At 64.0% G+C, this 18,885-nt stretch carries 18 protein-coding genes; 5 read left to right on the forward strand and 13 right to left on the reverse strand.

Going from position 1 to position 18,885, the window contains the following annotated elements; translation table 11 throughout:
* Window positions 1–56 precede the first annotated feature (56 nt).
* Window positions 57–1,289, forward strand: a complete 1,233-nt coding sequence (locus tag PQ627_RS09710) for a DNA recombination protein RmuC (RefSeq protein WP_274260438.1) — start codon at window positions 57–59, stop codon at window positions 1,287–1,289.
* 99 nt (window positions 1,290–1,388) lie between these two features.
* On the opposite strand, the gene PQ627_RS09715 is transcribed toward PQ627_RS09710, so the two are convergent.
* Window positions 1,389–2,474: a 4-hydroxy-3-methylbut-2-enyl diphosphate reductase gene (locus PQ627_RS09715; RefSeq protein WP_144659611.1), complete on the reverse strand. Its 1,086-nt coding sequence runs from the start codon at window positions 2,472–2,474 to the stop codon at window positions 1,389–1,391.
* Between the two features lie 24 nt (window positions 2,475–2,498).
* Window positions 2,499–3,362 (reverse strand): hypothetical protein, encoded by an 864-nt coding sequence (locus PQ627_RS09720; protein ID WP_274260439.1) that lies wholly within the window; start codon window positions 3,360–3,362, stop codon window positions 2,499–2,501.
* Between the two features lie 181 nt (window positions 3,363–3,543).
* Between PQ627_RS09720 and xseA the strand changes: the two genes are divergently transcribed.
* Together xseA and PQ627_RS09730 are read left to right on the forward strand one after the other, a co-directional pair.
* Window positions 3,544–4,821: an exodeoxyribonuclease VII large subunit gene (gene xseA / locus PQ627_RS09725; RefSeq protein WP_274260441.1), complete on the forward strand. Its 1,278-nt coding sequence runs from the start codon at window positions 3,544–3,546 to the stop codon at window positions 4,819–4,821.
* A gap of 28 nt (window positions 4,822–4,849) precedes the next feature.
* Entirely contained in the window at window positions 4,850–5,116 is a 267-nt protein-coding gene (locus PQ627_RS09730; RefSeq protein ID WP_144659602.1) for an exodeoxyribonuclease VII small subunit, read from the forward strand.
* A gap of 3 nt (window positions 5,117–5,119) precedes the next feature.
* On the opposite strand, the gene PQ627_RS09735 is transcribed toward PQ627_RS09730, so the two are convergent.
* From PQ627_RS09735 to PQ627_RS09775, 9 genes are all read right to left on the reverse strand, one after another.
* A complete protein-coding gene (locus PQ627_RS09735) occupies window positions 5,120–5,974 on the reverse strand; it encodes a polyphosphate kinase 2 family protein (protein ID WP_274260444.1) in 855 nt (284 codons plus the stop codon).
* Window positions 5,975–6,029: 55 nt separating this feature from the next.
* Window positions 6,030–7,250: a pyridoxal phosphate-dependent aminotransferase gene (locus tag PQ627_RS09740; protein ID WP_274260445.1), complete on the reverse strand. Its 1,221-nt coding sequence runs from the start codon at window positions 7,248–7,250 to the stop codon at window positions 6,030–6,032.
* A 119-nt stretch (window positions 7,251–7,369) separates the two neighbouring features.
* Window positions 7,370–8,326 (reverse strand): ABC transporter substrate-binding protein, encoded by a 957-nt coding sequence (locus tag PQ627_RS09745; protein WP_274260447.1) that lies wholly within the window; start codon window positions 8,324–8,326, stop codon window positions 7,370–7,372.
* Complete coding sequence (locus PQ627_RS09750) at window positions 8,323–9,066, reverse strand: ABC transporter permease (RefSeq protein ID WP_274260449.1); 744 nt, start codon at window positions 9,064–9,066, stop codon at window positions 8,323–8,325. The genes PQ627_RS09745 and PQ627_RS09750 overlap by 4 nt, the downstream gene beginning before the upstream one ends.
* Window positions 9,063–9,803: an ABC transporter permease gene (locus tag PQ627_RS09755; RefSeq protein ID WP_274260451.1), complete on the reverse strand. Its 741-nt coding sequence runs from the start codon at window positions 9,801–9,803 to the stop codon at window positions 9,063–9,065. The genes PQ627_RS09750 and PQ627_RS09755 overlap by 4 nt, the downstream gene beginning before the upstream one ends.
* Window positions 9,803–10,897: an ABC transporter ATP-binding protein gene (locus PQ627_RS09760; protein ID WP_274260453.1), complete on the reverse strand. Its 1,095-nt coding sequence runs from the start codon at window positions 10,895–10,897 to the stop codon at window positions 9,803–9,805. Before PQ627_RS09760 ends, PQ627_RS09755 begins: the two co-directional genes overlap by 1 nt.
* Before the next feature lie 155 nt (window positions 10,898–11,052).
* Window positions 11,053–12,222, reverse strand: coding sequence for a ribosome small subunit-dependent GTPase A (rsgA, locus tag PQ627_RS09765; RefSeq protein ID WP_274260455.1), 1,170 nt, complete (start codon window positions 12,220–12,222; stop codon window positions 11,053–11,055).
* Between the two features lie 199 nt (window positions 12,223–12,421).
* A complete protein-coding gene (locus tag PQ627_RS09770) occupies window positions 12,422–12,883 on the reverse strand; it encodes an NUDIX hydrolase (protein ID WP_144659583.1) in 462 nt (153 codons plus the stop codon).
* Window positions 12,884–12,913: 30 nt separating this feature from the next.
* Window positions 12,914–14,710, reverse strand: a complete 1,797-nt coding sequence (locus tag PQ627_RS09775; protein ID WP_274260457.1) for a glycoside hydrolase family 35 protein — start codon at window positions 14,708–14,710, stop codon at window positions 12,914–12,916.
* A 49-nt stretch (window positions 14,711–14,759) separates the two neighbouring features.
* Between PQ627_RS09775 and PQ627_RS09780 the strand changes: the two genes are divergently transcribed.
* The gene (locus PQ627_RS09780; RefSeq protein ID WP_274260460.1) at window positions 14,760–15,788 is read left to right on the forward strand and encodes a pirin family protein; all 1,029 of its coding nucleotides are present in this window, start codon (window positions 14,760–14,762) and stop codon (window positions 15,786–15,788) included.
* 61 nt (window positions 15,789–15,849) lie between these two features.
* On the opposite strand, the gene PQ627_RS09785 is transcribed toward PQ627_RS09780, so the two are convergent.
* Entirely contained in the window at window positions 15,850–16,779 is a 930-nt protein-coding gene (locus PQ627_RS09785; RefSeq protein ID WP_274260461.1) for an N-acetylglucosamine kinase, read from the reverse strand.
* A 41-nt stretch (window positions 16,780–16,820) separates the two neighbouring features.
* Between PQ627_RS09785 and PQ627_RS09790 the strand changes: the two genes are divergently transcribed.
* A complete protein-coding gene (locus PQ627_RS09790; RefSeq protein ID WP_274260464.1) occupies window positions 16,821–17,852 on the forward strand; it encodes a nitronate monooxygenase in 1,032 nt (343 codons plus the stop codon).
* Here PQ627_RS09790 and PQ627_RS09795 read toward each other — a convergent pair.
* Window positions 17,827–18,801 carry a LysR family transcriptional regulator gene (locus PQ627_RS09795; RefSeq protein WP_274260466.1) on the reverse strand — a complete coding sequence of 325 codons (975 nt, stop codon included), beginning with the start codon at window positions 18,799–18,801 and terminating at the stop codon, window positions 17,827–17,829. The genes PQ627_RS09790 and PQ627_RS09795 overlap by 26 nt on opposite strands.
* Window positions 18,802–18,885: the final 84 nt, after the last annotated feature.

Below are 18,885 nucleotides of genomic sequence, written 5' to 3' on the forward strand. Positions count from 1 at the left end.
GCCCTCCAACCGGGCGCCTCGCTAAAACTGTCGTACCCCTGTGACAGGGTTGCCTCATGGATGGATTTGGATTGGTTTTGGCCCTGCTGATGCTGCTGATCGGCGCCGCGGTCGGTCTCGCTGCCGGTTATGTTGTTTTCCGACGCCGGGGCGCAGGTTTGGAAGAGGACTTCGACGCCGTTTCGGCGCGGCTTTCCGAGGTGACGGCACAGTTGGCAGCGGCCGACGCCGAGCGGCGGCTTTTGTTCACGCAGAACCGCGAGTTGAGCGCGGCCAGGAACTCCGACGGCAGTGTTTTGCGGGCACTGGCTCCAGTCGCTGAGAAGCTGACAGCGGTCCAGCAGCAGGTCTCGCTGCTGGAACGCGACCGTGTGGAGCAATACGGGCAACTTGCCCAACAGCTCCAGGATGCCCGCCTTTCCGATGAACAACTATTGAGGTCAACGCATGCCCTGGCCTCCGCACTGCGCTCCAACAGCGCACGCGGTCAGTGGGGCGAAGTCCAACTGCGCCGGGTGGTGGAGGCATCTGGAATGCTGCGGCACGTGGACTTCCACGAACAGGTCCATTCCGGCAAATCCGAGACCACCTTGAGGCCCGACCTCGTGGTTCAGCTTCCCGGAGGCAAGCAGCTGGTGGTGGACGCCAAGGTCCCTCTGGCCTCCTACCTCGCCGCCCAGGAGCAGTTGCACGGAGCTGGCTCCTTGGGAGAATCCGTCACGGCTGCCAGCGGCCAGGATTCCAAAGCTCTCCTGGTACAGCACGCGAAGGCGCTGAAGGCCCACATCGACGCCTTGGCTTCCAAAAAATACTGGGACATCCCCGGCAACTCGCCCGAACTCGTGATCTGTTTCCTGCCCGCAGAGTCCATCCTGGCCTCCGCGCTCGAGGCCGACCCTGCTTTGCTGGAGCACGCCCTGTCCCGGAACGTCGTCCTGGCCTCGCCCGGAACACTTCTGGCGGTCCTGAAATCAGTTGCTTTCACCTGGCGCCAGGACGTGCTCACCGACAGCGCCCACGAACTCTTCGAACTCGCCAAACAGCTCTACGAGCGCATGGGCACGCTCGGAGAGAATGTCAGCAAGCTGGGGAGCTCCCTCAAGACCTCCGTGGACCGCTATAACGCCATGGTGGGGACCTTGGAGGCGCGCGTCCTCCCGACAGCCCGAAAGCTCAACACCATGGACGACGCCGGACTCACAGCCCCGCCGTCTGTCGAAGCAGTCCCTCGGGCCCTGGCAGCCCCGGAACTCCTTGAGGACCGGGAAAACCACGAGTCGGCTGCCTGAACAAAACCGTCTGAACGAAAGAGACCCGCAGCGTTCCCGCCATGATGGCAGGCCCGCTGCGGGTCTCTTTTCAGCTTCCGGTTGGCCCGGATCGCACCTCTACGACGTCGGCCGGTTCCCACGTCCACCGAGTGCACGGGAGACATCGCCGGCCTTCTTCAAGGTGGCGCGCAACTCCTTGGGCAGCGAGAAGAGAAGGTCTTCCTCTGCCGTCACAACCTCTTGGACCTCGCCGTATCCGTACTCGGCGAGCAGTCGCAGAACGTCCTGCACCAGCACCTCCGGTACAGATGCCCCGGACGTCACGCCCACGGTGGCCACGCCCTCGAACCAGGCCTCGTCCACCTCGTTCGCAAAGTCCACCCGGTAGGAGCTCTTGGCCCCGTATTCAAGGGCCACTTCGACCAAGCGGACCGAGTTGGAGGAGTTTGCCGAGCCAACCACAATCACCAGGTCAGCCTGTGGAGCAATCTTCTTGATGGCCACTTGGCGGTTGGTGGTGGCGTAGCAGATGTCGTCGCTGGGCGGATCCTGAAGCGTGGGAAAACGCTCCTTGAGCAGGCGGACCGTCTCCATGGTCTCGTCGACACTCAGTGTCGTCTGCGAAAGCCAGATGGTCTTCTCAGGATCACGAACGGTGACCTTGTCGACCTCGTGGGGGCCGTTGATGATCTGGATGTGTTCAGGGGCCTCACCTGCGGTCCCCTCGACCTCTTCATGGCCTTCGTGGCCGATCAGCAGGATGTCGTAGTCGTCCTTGGCAAACCGGACAGCTTCACGGTGGACCTTGGTGACCAAGGGGCACGTGGCATCAATGGTGCGCAGGCCGCGGTCCTCGGCAGATTGGACCACGGCGGGCGAGACGCCGTGCGCCGAAAAAATCACCAATGCGCCCTCGGGAACCTCGTCGGTTTCCTCAACGAAGATGGCGCCCTGTTCTTCAAGGGAGCTGACCACGTGAACGTTGTGGACGATCTGCTTCCGCACGTAAACCGGCGGCCCATAGTGCTCCAGCGCCTTTTCAACGGCGATGACAGCCCGGTCGACACCGGCGCAGTAGCCGCGCGGAGCAGCCAGCAAGACCTTCTTGGGACCCACAACCGGGGCCGCCGCCTGTACCTCTTCCGGAGATCGCCGTCTGCGGGGCACCGTTGGCATAGGAATGGAAACTGCTGTGCTGGTCATGCCTCCATGCTACCGGCACGGCCTTTAGCTGCGGGCAGAACGTGACCGTTGTCGCCCTGACACCACAGCAGCTATGACACCGACCACAACAAGTGCGCCGGAGACGACCACCGAGGTACCCACCCACTGGCCGAATCCGGCCCGCGCGGCCGTGAGGAATTCATCCTTGAACAACTCCGCCACGCTGTTGGCGCTGTCGAGGTTCCCCACCACTGATCCGGCGAGGTCCGCTCCTGCAGTCCAAAGGGCCGCAAGTGCCAGACCACCGAGGCCAAGGAACACCAACACCAGCGATCGCCGTCGTGCCGCAACGATCGCCAAGAGAGCTGAAACAGCGGCGCCGAGGGCCGCCACCCACCACAAGGGCGCGAAGGCAGCTACGCGTTCTACGAGTTGGCGGTGGGTTGGCTGACCCAGCGACACGAGGCTTTCGGCCGGAACGTCAATGCGGATAGTTGTGGCCTCGGCGAAGTGGTCCCGGATCAGCCTGACCATGGGAGCGATATCGAGAACCAAAGCGGTACTTGCGCGGTTTTCCTCCGGCTGGTCCACTGTGCCGAAATTGAGTCTGTGGCTGTTCCTGACCGTGTCCTGCCACGCCTGCGGATAGTCACTCCACGATTGCATTCCCGAGGTAGCTTTCCGGAGGGCATCGGATGCAACGGACTGGATGGGCTCGGGCAGATCAACTGAGGACTCAAAGGTTCCTACAGCCGCCGCGGCCAGCCGGCTCTGGAATTCGGGGTCGTTGCCCAGGGAGCCAGCCAGGCGGACAAAGCCATCTTCTTTGACGATGTTCTGGTCCACCCACGCCGTAGGAACGGCGACGGCCGTAAGGAGCACGGCGAGGACCACTCCAACTACTGAGACAAAAGTTCGCAAAATCATCCTCGGAGTCGGGGGCAGTGCCACCATCCTAGGTCTGTCCACATGATAGGAAAAATGTCGGTGCCGGGGATCAAGCTATGGATAGAGTTGGAAGGCGGCCGCGATCCAAGGGCGCACCCCTGAACGAGGACCATGAACATGCAGCCACGAACGCAGCGACCGGGACAGGCACGGACCAGCCATGTCCGCTGAAGCCATGCCGGAATCAACCCTCCCCGGAACTGCTGCCGAAACAAGCCCGGACAACCCCTGGCCACTGCAGCTGCTCTCCCGCAAGCTCAAGGCCCACATCGAACGTGCGCCCGCAGCGTGGATCGAGGGCCAGGTCATTGAAATGAACCGCAGGGGCGGCAACGCTTTCCTCACCCTGAGGGATGTGGATGCGGAGATTTCGTTGCCCGCATCTGTGTGGTCCACAGTCTTGGACCGGCAGAAGATACCCCTGGAGCGCGGTTCGCGGGTGGTGGCATTGGTCAAGGCGGACTTCTGGGTGAAAACCGGTCGCCTGAACATGTCCGTCAAGGACATCCGTCCGGTAGGCCTCGGTGACCTGCTGGTAAGGATCGAAAGGCTTCGCCAGGCATTGGCCGCCGAAGGCCTGTTTGCCGATTCCCGGAAGCGCAAGCTGCCGCTGCTCCCCCACCGCATCGGGCTGATCACGGGCAGGGATTCGGACGCGAAGAAGGACGTCATGCGCAATGCCGCCCTGAGGTGGCCCGCGGTGGAATTCGACGTCCGTGAGGTTGCCGTCCAAGGAAACACCGCGGTTTCGCAGATAGTCGCGGCATTGAAGAAGCTCGACGCCGATCCACACGTTGACGTCATCGTGCTCGCCCGCGGCGGAGGCGCCTTGGAAGACCTCCTGCCGTTCAGCAACGAGGACCTCATCCGGGCAGTCTCAGCTGCCACCACGCCGGTGGTCAGTGCCATCGGGCACGAGGCGGACCGACCCATCCTGGACGACGTAGCGGATCTGCGCGCCTCCACGCCCACGGACGCCGCCAAGCGGATTGTTCCGGACGTGGCAGAAGAATTGGCGATGGTCCGCCAAGCAAGGGATCACCTTCGTCGTGGGATCAGCCGACTCGTGGACCGCGAGACGGACAGGCTCCAGTCCTTGAAGTCCAGGCCGGTCCTGGCATCACCGGCCTCCATGGTGGACGCCCGGGCGGAGGACATCCAACGCCTGCAGCGCAGGACACATTCGGCCGTCAGCACAGCCGTTGTGCGGGCCCTGGACCAGGTGCACCATTTGCGGGCCCAGGTCCGCGCACTGTCGCCGCAAAAGACCCTGGACCGCGGTTACGCCGTCGTCCAACTCATCGGGGAAGACGAGGCCGGGCACCACGTAGTCAGCAGTCCCGAAGAGGCACCGGACGGGACAGCATTGGCCGTCCGGGTCGCTCACGGAAGATTCAAGGCAGTCTCCACAGGCCATGCTGAACGCCTGGACCCCTGAAGCCACTGAACACCGACGTAAGGACATCATGACCGAGAACAACGCAGCATCCCCTGGGCCCGGGTCCCTGGACAGCCTGAGCTACGAAGAAGCACGCGAACAACTTGTGGCCGTCGTCAGCCGCCTTGAGGCAGGTGGCGCCAGCCTTGAGGAATCCCTCGCCCTCTGGGAGCGGGGCGAAGCCCTCGCCAAGCGCTGCGAGGACTGGCTGGAAGGCGCCCGGAAGCGCCTGGCGACGGCCCGGGACGCAGGGAACGACGGCGGTACGTCAGCGGGCGCCGACCAGCAGCAGTAGTTCCTAGGACTTCTCGACGAGCGCCCGCTCCGCCGCGACGTCGAAATCGGCCTTGGGCCAGTCCAAATCCAGGCTTTCCAGGGCCTCCAGCAGCAGCTGTTGAACGGCGATCCGGGCGTACCACTTCTTGTTGGCCGGTACGACGTGCCAAGGCGCGACATCCGTTGAGGTCTTCTCAAAGGCGATGCTGTAGGCGGCCATGTAGTCGTCCCAATAGGCGCGTTCGGCGAGGTCGCCTCGGCTGTACTTCCAGTGCTTGGCGGGATCGTCCAAGCGGGCAATCAGGCGCTCTTTTTGTTCGTCCTTGCTGATGTTCAGCATGACTTTGACGATGGTGGTGCCCTGTTCGGCCAGGCGCGCCTCGAAGTCGTTGATGGCCGCATAGCGGCGTTCGAGTTCCTTGGCGTCGGCCCAGCCATGGACACGGTGGATCAGGACGTCCTCGTAGTGGGACCGATCGAACACCCCGACCATGCCAACTGCCGGGACTTCCTTCTCGATCCGCCACAGGAAGTCATGCGACTTTTCCTCGTCCGTGGGAGCCTTGAAGGCTGCCAGGTGCACACCCTGCGGGTCCATGGCGCCCACCACGTGGCTCACGATTCCGCCCTTGCCCGCAGTGTCCATGGCCTGCAGGATCAGCAAGAGCCTCTTGGAGCTGCCGAACTTGCCCTCGGCGAAGAGCTGCTCCTGCAGTTCTGCCAGCCGGTCGTCCTGGGCGTCGAGCAAAGCCTTGCCGTCCGCCTTGGTCCCCGCGTAGCCGGGGGTGGACTGAGGGTCGACGCCTGCCAGCGAAAATCCGGGCCCGACCTTCAGAACTTCGGCTGGACTCTTGGCGAACTCAACTACAGCAGCCATGTGGCGCCCCCTTCTTCCCCGACCGCGCCCCGATGACGCGGCTGTGAACCTCAGGCTAGTTGCCCGGGTACCTCGACAGGAAGTCCGCCATGCGCCCAATCGCCTCTTCAATGTCCTTCACGTTGGGCAAGGTCACCATGCGGAAGTGGTCAGGGCGAACCCAGTTGAACGCGCGTCCGTGGGAGACGAGGATCTTCTGCTCCTTCAGCAGGTCAAGGACAAACTTCTCGTCATCCCTGATGTGGTAAACCTCGGGGTCCAGCTTCGGGAACAAGTACAGCGCACCCCTCGCCTGCTGGGTGCTGACCCCGGGAATGGCGTTGAGGAGGTCGTAAGCCTTGTTGCGCTGTTCCAGGAGCCTGCCACCGGGAAGGATGAGATCGTTGATGCTCTGGTAACCACCAAGCGCAGTCTGGATGGCATGCTGGGCAGGAACGTTGGCGCACAAGCGCATGTTGGCCAGGAGGTTGATGCCCTCCAGGTAATCCGCAGCGTCCTTCTTGGGCCCGGAAATGGCCATCCAACCGGCACGGTAACCGCACACGCGGTAAGCCTTCGACAGGCCGCTGAACGTCAGGCAGAGGACGTCGTCCCCGGTCAGTCCGGCGAGGTTGGTGTGGACGGCGTCTTCGTACAGGATTTTTTCGTAGATCTCATCGGCGAACAGCACCAGGCCATGCTTTTCGGCCAGGGCCACAATCCGCTTGAGGGTCTCCTCCGGGTAGACAGCACCGGTGGGATTGTTGGGATTGATCACCACGATGCCCTTGGTCCGGGGGGTGATCTTCGCTTCCATGTCATCAAGGTCAGGCTGCCAGCCTGAATCTTCATCGCAGAGGTAGTGCACGGGACGGCCGCCGGCCAGCGCGACAGATGCTGTCCACAGGGGGTAGTCCGGGGTGGGAATGAGGACCTCGTCGCCATCCTCGAGCAACGCCATGAGGGACATGGTGATCAGTTCGCTGACACCATTTCCGAGGTAGATGTCATCGACGTGGATGTTTTGGATACCGCGGGTCTGGTAGTACTGGGAAACAGCGGTCCTTGCCGAGAAAATCCCGCGCGAATCGCTGTAACCCTGGGCATTGGGCAGGTGGCGGATCATGTCCACCAAAATGGCGTCAGGCGCTTCAAAGCCGAAGGGGGCCGGGTTTCCGATGTTCAGTTTGAGGATCCGGTGACCCTCCGCCTCCATCTGCTGGGCGGCCTGAAGGATCGGTCCACGGATGTCGTAGAGGACATTATGAAGCTTGGTGGACTGCTTGAAATTCGCCATTCCTCAAATATGCCACACGGGTGATGTAGTTCAGTTGAGACTTGACTCACATATACGACGACGGCGGTGACGGTCCCGCACGGGTCCGTCACCGCCGTCGTACGCGGTTTTGTTGTGGGCTACTTGACGATGCCCTTGTCCTTCAGCCAGGCGGTTGCGGCGTCCTTGGGCGACTGCTTTTGGTCGCCGCTGACGGCCCTGTTCAGGTTGGTGAGGTCATCAGTGGTGAGGATCTTGGACACGTTGTTGAGCGCTTCCTTGGCTTTGTCCGTCATCTTGGACTTGTTGTAGAGCGGCAGGACCTGCTGGGCCTTGAAGTTGTTCTTGGGGTCTTCAAGGACCACGAGGTCGTTGTCCACGATCGAAGGGGTCGTGGTGTAGATGTCAGCCACCTGGACCTTGTCCTCCAGCAACGCCTGCAGCGTCAGGTTGCCGCCGCCGTCGCTGAACGGCTGCAGGCCCTTGAGCTCGCAGTTGTAGTTCTTCTTCAGGCCCGGGAAGCCGTACGAGCGGGTCTCGAAGGTGGCCGGAGCCGCCATGGTGAAGTCCTTGCAGACCTTGGCCAGGTCCTCAATGGACTTCAACTGGTACTTCTCGGCCGTGGCCTTGGTGACCACCATGGCGTCCTTGTCCTCGGCTTTGGAGGCGTCCAAGACACCCAGTCCTTCAGGCAGCTTGCCAGGCAGGGCCTTGTACACGTCATCGGCCGAAACCTCGGTGGCCTCAGTGTCCACGTAGGAAAGGAGGTTGCCGGAGTAGTCCGGAACGAGGTCGATCGAGCCGTCCTGGACGGCCTTGAAGTAGATCTCACGCGAACCGATGTTCGGCTTGGACGTTGCGGTGAGTCCTGCTGCGTTGAGTGCACCCACGTAGATTTCGGCGATGACCTGGCTCTCGGGGAAATCGGCAGAGCCAACCACCAGGGAACCGCCACCGGAGGAGCCGCTGGGCGCCGCGGAGGAGGGATTGGCCAGGGGGCTGCCGCCGCACGCGCTCAAGGCGAGGGCCACTCCCACACCAGCTGCGAGGCCGCCGAGGCCACGGCGTGTAAGGGTCATGGGGACGGGGTTCTTCATGGTGTACCTCCTTGAACGGCAGCCTCGGCTGGAGCCGCGGCTGTGAGATCTTCGGCTGCCTTATGGCCGCCTTTTGAGTCGAGGGTAAGACCTGGCGAAAGGACCAGCCGTTGCACCGCAGCGAGGATCAGGTCCACGGCAATGGCAAGGCCGGCGATGAGCAAGGACCCACCGAGCATCCGGGGAAAATCCTGCAGGACGAGTCCGTCAAAGAGATAACGGCCCAGCCCTCCGAGCGGCAGGTAGGCCACCACGGAAACAGTGGCGATGACCTGCAGCACGGCAGTGCGGATCCCACCGAACATCACTTGCAGGCCGTTGGGCAGTTCCACCCGGAAGAGGATCTGCAGCTCGGTCATGCCCACGGCCCTGGCAGCATCAACCACGTTGGCATCCACACTGGAAATGCCGGCGTAGGTACCGGCCAGAAGCGGCGGGACTGTAAGGATTACCAAGGCCCAAACCGGAGGCATCAGGCCGCTGCCTGCCAGCAACGCGAAAAGGACCAGCAAGCCGAGGGTGGGCAGGGCTCGGAGTGCGCCGGCCACAGCAACTGCCACCACTCGCCCCCGCCCGGTGTGACCAATAAAGAGCCCCACGGGAATGGCGATCACGGCGGCGATGAGCAGCACCAGGCCGCTGTACTGCAAATGTTCAAACAAACGGGTGGGAATGCCACCGCTTCCGGTCCAATGCTTGGGATCGGCGAGCCACGCGAGGGTTTCGGCAAAGATGTTCATGCCGACACTCCAGGATCGGGGCGCAGGCCTGCCTGTGGCGCGGCGGGTCCGGTCTTGGGCTCAGTAGCCAAGGTGGTGGCATCGGGCCCGGAAGGTTTACCGCCCGCCGCACGGGTCCATGGCGTCAGGAGCCGCTCCAGCACTACAAGGACGGCATCCATCAGCAATGCCAAAACCAGGATGGCGAGGATCCCCACCACCACTTCGGTGATGAAAGTCCGCTGCAGTCCGTCGGTGAAGAGAACGCCCAGGTTGCCCACCCCCAGCAATGCCGCGACACTGACCAGGGAAATATTGCTGACGGACACTACGCGGAGGCCCGCGAACATCACCGGCAAGGACAATGGCAGGTCCACCTGGAAGAACCGGGCCGCCGGTTTAAAGCCCATGGCCACGGCAGCGTTACGGAGGTCGTCGTCCACGGAGTCGAAAGCATCCATCGCCGCCCGGACCAGCAAGGCAACGGCGTAGATGGTCAGCGCCACCACCACATTCAAGGGATCCAGAATCCGCGTGCCCAGAATGGTGGGAAGAATGATGAACAGTGCCAGCGAGGGAATGGTGTAGAGCAGCGACGACGCCGTAGCCACCACCGAGCGGAGCGTGCTGTTCCGTCGGGCAAGCTGCGCCAGGGGAACAGAGATCACCAGTCCCAGAACCATGGGAATGACCGCGAGCACAAGGTGCTGGCCCGCCAGTCCCAGGACCATTCCAATGTTGGCAAGGAACCACTCCATCAGGTGGCGTCCTCCCTGTGGTGCCGGACTTCCTCGATCAAGGCAAGGACTTCCGGTGCCTTCAAAACTCCGGCGACCCGGCCGTCGTCGTCCACTGCCACCCCAAGGCCCGACGGCGACGACAACGCCGCGTCCAGGGCGCGGCGCAGCGTATCCCCCTTGCGGAAGAGCGAACCACCCGGGATCAGCCCGGCGCCGTCGCGGGGTGAGGACCACCCAAGGGGGCGCGACTCATCGTCCACTACCAAGGCCCACTCCCCCGAGCGTCGTCCGGCGCTGTGGCCATCGCTGTGATTGACCATGGTCACCGGGTGCAGGGTCACGGCATCTGCTGCGTTGAAAGCGAGGTGACGGAAGCCGCGGTCGCGCCCCACGAAGGAGGCGACGAAGTCGTTCGCCGGCGCCCTGAGGATTTCCTCCGGGGCGGCATATTGGGCCAGCTTGCCGCCCACGGCAAACACGGCCACTTTGTCGCCCAGGACAGTGGCTTCATCGATGTCGTGCGTGACGAAGACGATGGTCTTGGCAAGTTCGCGTTGCAGGCGCAGCAACTCCTGCTGCAGTTCATCGCGCACCACGGGATCCACGGCACTGAACGGCTCGTCCATCAACAGGACAGGCGGGTCGGCAGCGAGCGCGCGGGCAACCCCGACACGCTGCTGCTGACCACCCGAGAGTTGGCTCGGGTACCGCTTGCCGAGAACAGATGCCAGCCCGACGACGTCGAGCAGTTCGGCCGCACGTTTTCGCGCCGCCGCCTTGGGCACGCCGTTAAGGCGCGGGACGGTGGCGATGTTGTCCAGCACGGAGCGGTGCGGCAAGAGGCCCGATGACTGCATGACGTAGCCCATGGATCGGCGGAGCTTGGCCGCCGGAACCTGGGACACGTCGTCGCCGGCCACGGTAATGGTTCCGCTGGTGGGTTCAACCATGCGGTTGATCATGCGCAGGGAGGTGGTTTTGCCGCAGCCTGAGGGCCCCACGAACACGGTGATGGCGCCCTTGTCGATGGACATGGTGAGAGCGTCCACCGCAGGTTGCCCGCCCTGGTATTGCTTGGTCACGCTCTGGAACTCAATCATGGCTTCGGCCATACCCGGGCTTACCTATCTGTGGTCGAGAACATCGGTAGAGCCTGATGATCATATGCACTCTTATTACTTGGCTGCAAAGCAATCTTCACCCAGAGTAGCCAGCACCACCGGCGATGTCAGCGGCGGCACGAATTCCGTAATCAATCGGCAATGTTTCATCGTTTCCGGCGCTTCCCTCCCCTGCCTGACCGCTCTGCGGCCTGGTCATGTTTGTAACGTTCGACGGCGCGTTGTCCCCTGTCCGCCGACATCACCTTCTGGTGCCACTCGCGCTGGTAGGCACGGCGGGCAGCGGCATCGTGCTTCCGGTTGAGCGCAGCCAATTCGCGTTGCAGCTTGAGGTAGCTGGCCCAGCGCCGGGGTTCCAGGGTCTGATCGGCGAGCGCCTGTTGCACAGCGCACCCCGGTTCCGCCTGGTGGGCACAGTCGGCGAAACGGCATTGGGCGAAGAGTTCCTCGAGGTCACCGAACATCTCTTCCATCCCGTCCTCCGCATCGAAGAGCCCGAATCCGCGGACACCGGGGGTGTCCATCAGCACGGCGCCACCGGGAAGGGGCACCAACTCCCTTGACGTGGTGGTGTGCTTGCCTTTGCCGTCTCCTGCACGAACGGCGCCGGTCTGCTGGACGTCGTGGCCTGCGAGCGCGTTGATGAGTGTCGATTTGCCGGCTCCGGACGGACCGAGAAGGACCAGCGTGGCGCCGTCGGGAACGTGTCGCATGAGTTCGTCGAGCCCATCGCCGTGTTCGGCCGAGGTGGTGACCACCTCCACGCCTGCGGCTTGCTTGATCACTTCCCCCACAACGTCATCGGCCACGAAGGCCAGGTCGGCTTTGGTGATGACCACCAACGGAGTAGCCCCCGAATCCCACGCAGCCACGAGGGTCCGCTCCAGCCGGTTGTGGGTCAGGGGGCGGTCCACCGGAACTACGACCGCCACGATATCGATGTTGCTGCCAAGGATCTGCTCCTCGGACGAGGCTTCGAAGGCGCGCTTGCGGCTCAGGGCCGAATAGCGGGGCAGGACGTCGACGACGGCGGGTTCGCCGGCGCTGTTGTGGCCGATCCATGCCCAGTCACCCGTCGCCGGAACCAGTCCTTGGGCAGGGTAGGGCAGATGCAGCAGTCCATCGGCGGAAGCCACCAGCACCCGGTTGCGGTCCAGTCGGACCACCCTGCCTGGTATCGCGTTGTCCTGGTTGCCGGGGGGTCTGTTGGCGACGAAGAGTTCTGCTGTTTTGTCGGTGAAACCATACTCCGCAGGTCCGCGAAGTTGCATGGTGGTGCTGGATGAAGGGTCGCTTGATGAAGCGTAAGTATTCAATGGGATGCCTCTGCTGAGGCCCGGTTGCCTGCTACTGGCAGGCGGATGCCGGGACAGGGTGGGTGGTGTGATGACGGTGCGCCGCCGTGTGCGGGGCGCGCGAGGTTTCGGCAATCATCAGAATCCACCCCCTTAGGCATCCAGGCCGGCACGATCCGCCGGCAACGATGCCCAGCCTAGCCAACCGTCGGCAGCTTGGCTACCCCTGGGCGCTCGGCTTTCCGTCTGCCGGCCGCTCACGGTGAAGGCGCAATGCCGTGTCAACCAAGGACACGCGGTTGAGCTTGTCGACGTCCGGCAAGGGAATCCACGCAGCATGCGTGGTGGTTCCGTCCACTTCGTATGTCAGTTCACCGCCCACCACAGTGGCCTCGTACACGATACGAAGGGCCTGGAAGTCACGCACGGACCCATCCGGCCGCTTCTCTCCCCGCCAGTGTCCGACGTCGATGCCCAACATCCCATCGACCCTGGCCTCATAGCCGGTTTCTTCCATGACCTCCCGTTTGCACCCATCCACGGGATGTTCGCCGAAGTCCAGGCCGCCGCCGGGAAGTGTCCAGCCTTCCTTGTCGTCCTGTTTCCAGTAGGCCAGCAGGATCCGCCCTTCCTTGACGATGACGGCGTAGGCAGCGGGACGGGTATCGAACTGGGGACTCATCGTGCCAGCATAATTCCCTTGCAGTGATCCCTACGGCAGTTCGGCAGCCGCGATGGGCCCGGCCTCTTCCGGACCCAGGTCCGGTTCTTCACGGAGCTCGACGACGGTACCGGGCTTGAGCAGCTCCAGCACCTTGATGTGGTTGCGGCCGGCTTTCAACAACGGTGCCGGCGCGTAGAGCGTCACCTGCGGGCCCTTGTCCCAGTACCGTCCCAGCAGGAAGCCATTGAGCCACACGAAGCCCTTCCCGGAGTCGGGCAGGGCAATGTACGTATCGGCCGGCTCGCCCAGCTCAAAATCGGTCCCGGCAAGCTCTTCCAGCTCTTCGGCCGCCCATTCGGTCAGGGCCACCGGAGTCTGTGTCCAGTGGAAGGTGTAGCGCTGGTTGATGAGGACGCCGCCCAGGATCCCCTTGCCGTGCCCGGTCAAGGGCCCGTAGTTGATCCGGCCAAGGTTTTCCACCAGAATCTCGAGCTTGGCCGGAACTCCTGTGCCTGTGACCGGCAATCCCTCGGCTCCTGTGACGTCATCGAGCACCCCTGCAAATTCGCCGTCCACCCAGAGGTATGCACGGTCATTCAGACCGGCAACCTTGACCCGGCTTTCAGTCGGAGCATCAGCGCGGCCGGGCAGGATGGCGTCGGCCGAGTAGAGGACCATACCGGCGTCGAGGCCCAATTGTTCGAAACTGAGGGGCTTGACACTGCTGACGGGCTTGCCGGCTTTGCGGACAAGCTCCAGCAGCTCCGGGCCAGCGCTCAGCGGCAGCGACTGTGCCGGAACAACGGCGGGGGCCGCCAGCAATTCGACCGGGAGCTCTGGGGCGTCTTCGATGCCCTGCGCCCGGAGAAATTCCTCCCGGAACGCATGGAACTTGGGCGTCAGGGCACCGTTCTCAGCAATGGGAGCATCGGAGTCGTAGCTGGTGACCGTTGGCTGAAGTTGGCTGCCATCATGGTTGCTGCCGGATCCGAGGCCGAAGTTGGTTCCGCCGTGCGCCATGTACACACAGACCGAGCCGCCAAGGTCCAGCATCTTGCGGGCTTCCATAGCCGCATCCGCGGCATCGCGGCGATGGCGGTGTTCGCCCCAATGGTCGAACCAGCCACCCCAGAACTCGACGTTGAAGAACGGCTCGTCGGGCCGGCGCCGTTTCCATGTCTCCACCGCTTCGTCGCCGCGGCTTCCCAGCGTCGCCGTCGCCCAGGTGCCTTCCACTGAGCCGCCGTCGAGGAAGTAGTCCGTGCCGCCGTCGGCCGTGAACAGCATCTCGGTGATACCGCGCTCTTCCAGTGCCCGCCGGTTCCAGCGGATGTATTCGTGGTCATCTCCGTAGCTCCCGTATTCGTTCTCGATCTGCACGGCCACCACGGGCCCACCGGCGGAGGCCTGCCGTGAAGCGATGATGGGCAGCAGGTGGTCGAACCAGTCCTCGATGGCGGACGTGAAAACAGGGTCCATGCAGCGCAGTCCAATGCCCGGAATACCAGTCAGCCACGAGGGGAAACCCCCGTTGTCCCACTCGGCGCAAATGTACGGCCCGGGGCGAACGATGACGTCCAGTCCTTCCTCTGCCGCGAGGTCGATGAAGTGTCCCACGTCCCGCCAGCCGGCGAAGTCCGGCGCTTCATCGCGCTTGGGCTGGTGGAAGTTCCAGGCAACGTAGGTGTCAACGGTATTGGCCCCCATGGCCTTGAGCCGACGCAACCTGTCCCGCCACAGATCGGGGTGGACCCTGAAGTAGTGGATGGCTCCAGCGAGGATGCGATACGGTTCACCCGAACGGTAAAGGACGGCGTCGCGGTAGCTCAAAAGGGCGTTGTTCACACGGAACAGATTAGCTCAATTTCCAACATTTATGCACAGGTGATGACACATGACCAATCTTGATACTTCCCCCGCACAGGAAGTCTGCCCCGCGGCCCCGGAAGGCCAAGGTCCTTGTGTCCAGCTGTGGCCTGAGCGCGAAGTTCCGTTGGGCGGCGTGCGTGCCATGAACGTGATGAGGACGCTGCCGCAGCGCGGCCTCCCCACCGTCGGAGCGTGGTGTTTCCTGGACAGCTTCGGGCCGGACCGGGTGGCGATGAGCGTCCTCCCACACCCGCACTGCGGGCTGCAAACAGTCACCTGGCCGATGGAAGGCGCGGTCCGGCACCGTGACAGCGTGGGCAGCGATGTTGTGGTGCGGCCCGGCGAGCTGAACATCATGACTGCGGGCAACGGTATCTCCCACTCGGAATTCTCCGTTCTTCCCACTGCCGCAGATGGGTCAAGCCCGCTGGTGGGCGAACTGCCGGTGTCGCGCGGGCTCCAGCTCTGGGTTGCCCTTCCGGATGAGCACCGCCACCGTGCGCCGTCGTTCGAGCAGATCAGGGACTTGCCCGTGGCTGTTGGTGAAGGCTTCACCGCCACGGTCATGGTGGGAGAGTTTGCCGGCCAACGCTCCCCTGCCACCATGTTCAGCCCGATCGTGGGTGCCGACATCGTGGGTTCGGGCCGTTTGGAGCTTCCATTGCGGCCGGACTTCGAGCACGCTGTGCTGGTTCTGGATGGCCACGTCGTTATTGACGGCCAGGACGTTGAGGCCGGGCCGCTGGCCTACCTCGGCGCGGGACGGACAAGCCTCGCCGTGGAAGCCCGGCCCGATACACGGTTCATGCTGCTCGGCGGTGAGCCCTTCGGCGAAGACCTCCTCATGTGGTGGAACTTTGTGGGCCGGACCCATGAGGAAGTGGAACAGGCCCGCGAAGAATGGGAAGCGGAAGGACTGCTCGACGACGACGCTGCCGCACGCTCGCGCTTTGGTTTCGTCCACGGACACGGACCCGACGCCGGCCCGGAAGCCGGACGCATCCCGGCTCCCCCGCTGCCGGGCGTCAAGCTTCGTCCCCGCACCCGCGGCTGAGTTTTGTACAGCCAACGCGCCTAAAAGGCTTCTTAAAGGCATTAGGTGCACAGAAACCCGATCAGGGGGTTTGCTCAGCCACCAGTCGGGGGACGCCGAACACGGGGTCCTGCTGGAGGATTCGGACATCCACGATGCCGTCCTCGGCCAAGGCAGCCTTGAACGCGTCCTGCAGTCGGGGAACGTTCATGCCCAATCCGCTTCCCAGGATCACGGGACCCTTCAAACCCAGCTGGCGGACGGCCTGGCCGGCAAGTTCGGCCAGGTCACGGCCGGCCTGCACCACCAAAGCCTGGCTGACCTGGTCGCCGGCATCGGCTGCCTCAACCACCAGCCGCGCCTGCTGGGCCCAGTAGCGGCGGCCGGTGTCGGGTGAATGGAAGAGTGCGATGAGCTTGCCCGGCTCATCGACACCACACGAGTCCAACAGTGCACGGCTCAGCCGGTCAGGTTCCAGGCCCTGGTTCATCCGCCGCAAGCTATGGCGCACGGCTTCCCTCCCCAGCCAATAACCACTTCCTTCATCACCCAGGAGGTAGCCCCAGCCACCCGCCCGGGCTTCCTCGCCGGCGTCGTTCCTTCCCCACGCTGCCGAACCCGTACCGGCGATGACGGCCACGCCTGTGCTCGCTCCCCCGGCGGCGAGCAGCAGCCGGGAATCGTGCACTACCGTGATTCGCGCGCCCGGCGCATGGGGTGCGATCAGGTCGGCGAGCGCCTGGGCGTCCTGCTCGGTATCAATGCCGCCGGCACCGGCGTACACCTGGTCGATGACTCCGCCGCCGATTTTCCCGAACAGCTCAGCCAGGTTGGCCGCTGCCTGCTCCTTGGTGACATTCTGGACGTTGGAGCTGCCGGCCGTTTCGTCCCGTACGGGCTCGCCGTCGTGGAACCTCACGCCGCGCGTCTTGGTCCCACCGATGTCGAGCCCAATGACGGTGCCACTCGCGGCGGTGGCAGGGGAATGCTGGGCAGAGTCACGATTGTTCACCGTGAAAGACTAGCTTGGAGCGTCCGGAGGAGGAACCGACCATGCCTGAATCCCTGTTTGGCACCCCATTTATTGCGGCCCCCATGGCGGGTGGGACATCAACGCCGTCATTGGTCCAGGCGGTGCATGAGGCGGGCGGTTTGGGCTTCCTGGCTGCCGGCTACAAGAGTCCCGAGGCCATGACGGCGGAAATTTCCGTTGCCAGGGCACTGGGGGTCAGGTTCGGCATGAACGTCTTTGTTCCGGACCGCGATGCCCTCTCACCAGGGCCCGAAGCCCGGTCCCGGTTGGAGGCATACCGGGCCGAACTGGAGCCGGAAGCTGCCCGCTACGGCGTTTCTCTGCCTCCCCTCCGACTGGATGACGACGACGCTTGGCAGCAAAAAATCGAGGCCCTCGTCAACGATCCCGTGGAAGTGGTCAGTTTCGCCTTCGGCCTCCCCGGACCCTCGGTAGTCGAGTCCCTGCGGAAAGCCGGAACCATGGTCATCACCAGTGTCACCAGCGTTGAGGAGGCCCAGGCGGCGGCCGAAGAAGGCCCTGACGCACTGGTCGTCCAGCACGGATCCGCGGGGGCACACAGCACGGCCTTCCTGCCGGACAGCCCGGGGCCGACGGCCAGTACGACGGCGGAGCTGGTCACCCAGGTGCGTTCCGCCGTCGGCCTTCCGCTGATAGCAGCCGGCGCGGTGGTGGACGGCACCGCGCTGCGCGGCGTCTTGGCTGCAGGAGCAGTAGCCGCCCAGATCGGTACGGCACTGCTCCGCACCGAAGAAAGTGGTGCGCGGCAGACGCACAAGGACGCCCTGGGAGACCCGGAGTTCACCAGCACCGCCATCACCCGCGCCTTCACCGGGCGTGCGGCACGCTCCTTGGTCAATGACTTCGTGCGCAACCATCAGGACGCACCCGAAGGCTACCCCGCCATCCACCACCTCACGGCCCCGATCCGCGCTGCAGCATCGGCGGCAGGCGACCCGCACCGCCTCAACCTGTGGGCCGGAACGGGCTGGCGGCAGGCACGGACGGGATCGGCGCGGGACGTGGTCAGGGAGTTCCTGAGCGGGCTCTGACGAGTTCGGCCAGCAGATCCCCGCCGTCGGTCACCACCAATTCCCGGAACAAACGGACGGCTTCGGGCTCAAAATTCCGCTCCCGCCAGGCAATACCGATCTGGCGGAATGCCAGGTCCGATTCGATGGGCACCTCGACGAGCCCAAGTTCGGCCTCGGGCAGGAACTGGCCCGTCCCTGAACCCGGCCCGGCGGGAGGCAGGATGCTGAAACCCAAGCCGGCGGAGACCAGTCCGCGGGCCGACGTGGACTCCTGGACCTCGAAGGCAATGCGAGGCCGGAAGCCGGCTTCCCGAAGCAGCGCCTCCCCCAACGCCCGCAGCCCGACCCCTGACGGGAGCGTCACATAGGGATCATGCCGCAGCTCTGAAAGGTGCACGCTGGGCCGGGCGGCCAGGGGGTGCCGGTAATGCAGTACCGCCCGGAGAGGCTCGCGGTACAGGGGGTGGGAGCGGATCCCCCGCCCTTCCGGCGCTATTGGGGCCGTGAGCGCGAAGTCCATCTCCCCGCTTGCCAACTGCTGCAGGCAATCGTCGCGAGGCCCCTGCCACAGCTCGAAGGCTGCGTGGGGATGCCGTCCGCGGAAGGCGCTGATCAGCAGAGGAAGAGTTGCTTCGCCGAACGTGTGCTGGAACGACACACCGATCCGACCCCGAACAACATCGGATTCGTGGCGTACGCGGTCCAGCCCGGCTTGGAAGTCCTCCAGGGCTGCGTCGATGTAAGGAAGCAACGCCTTGGCAGCGGCTGTGAGCCGGATGCCTCGCCCGTCACGGACCAAAAGGTCCATGCCCACGACGGCGCTGGCCCGGGCTACTGCCCTGCTGACTGTGGATTGCGGGACCCCGAGTATCTCCGCGGTTTCGGTCATGTGCTCCGTGCGGCCCAGCTCGGCCAGTACGGGCAGCAGAGGGAGCAGTTGGACGAGTTGCTGGTGATTCGGTTCCACGACTTCCCTCCCGATGAGCCCCACTTATGCAATGCTGCATCAATTCTATGTAATCCATGCATTGGAATGGGTAGTTGCCGGCGT

Source organism: Paenarthrobacter sp. AB444 (genome assembly GCF_028736865.1).
Lineage (GTDB): Bacteria > Actinomycetota > Actinomycetes > Actinomycetales > Micrococcaceae > Arthrobacter > Arthrobacter nicotinovorans_B.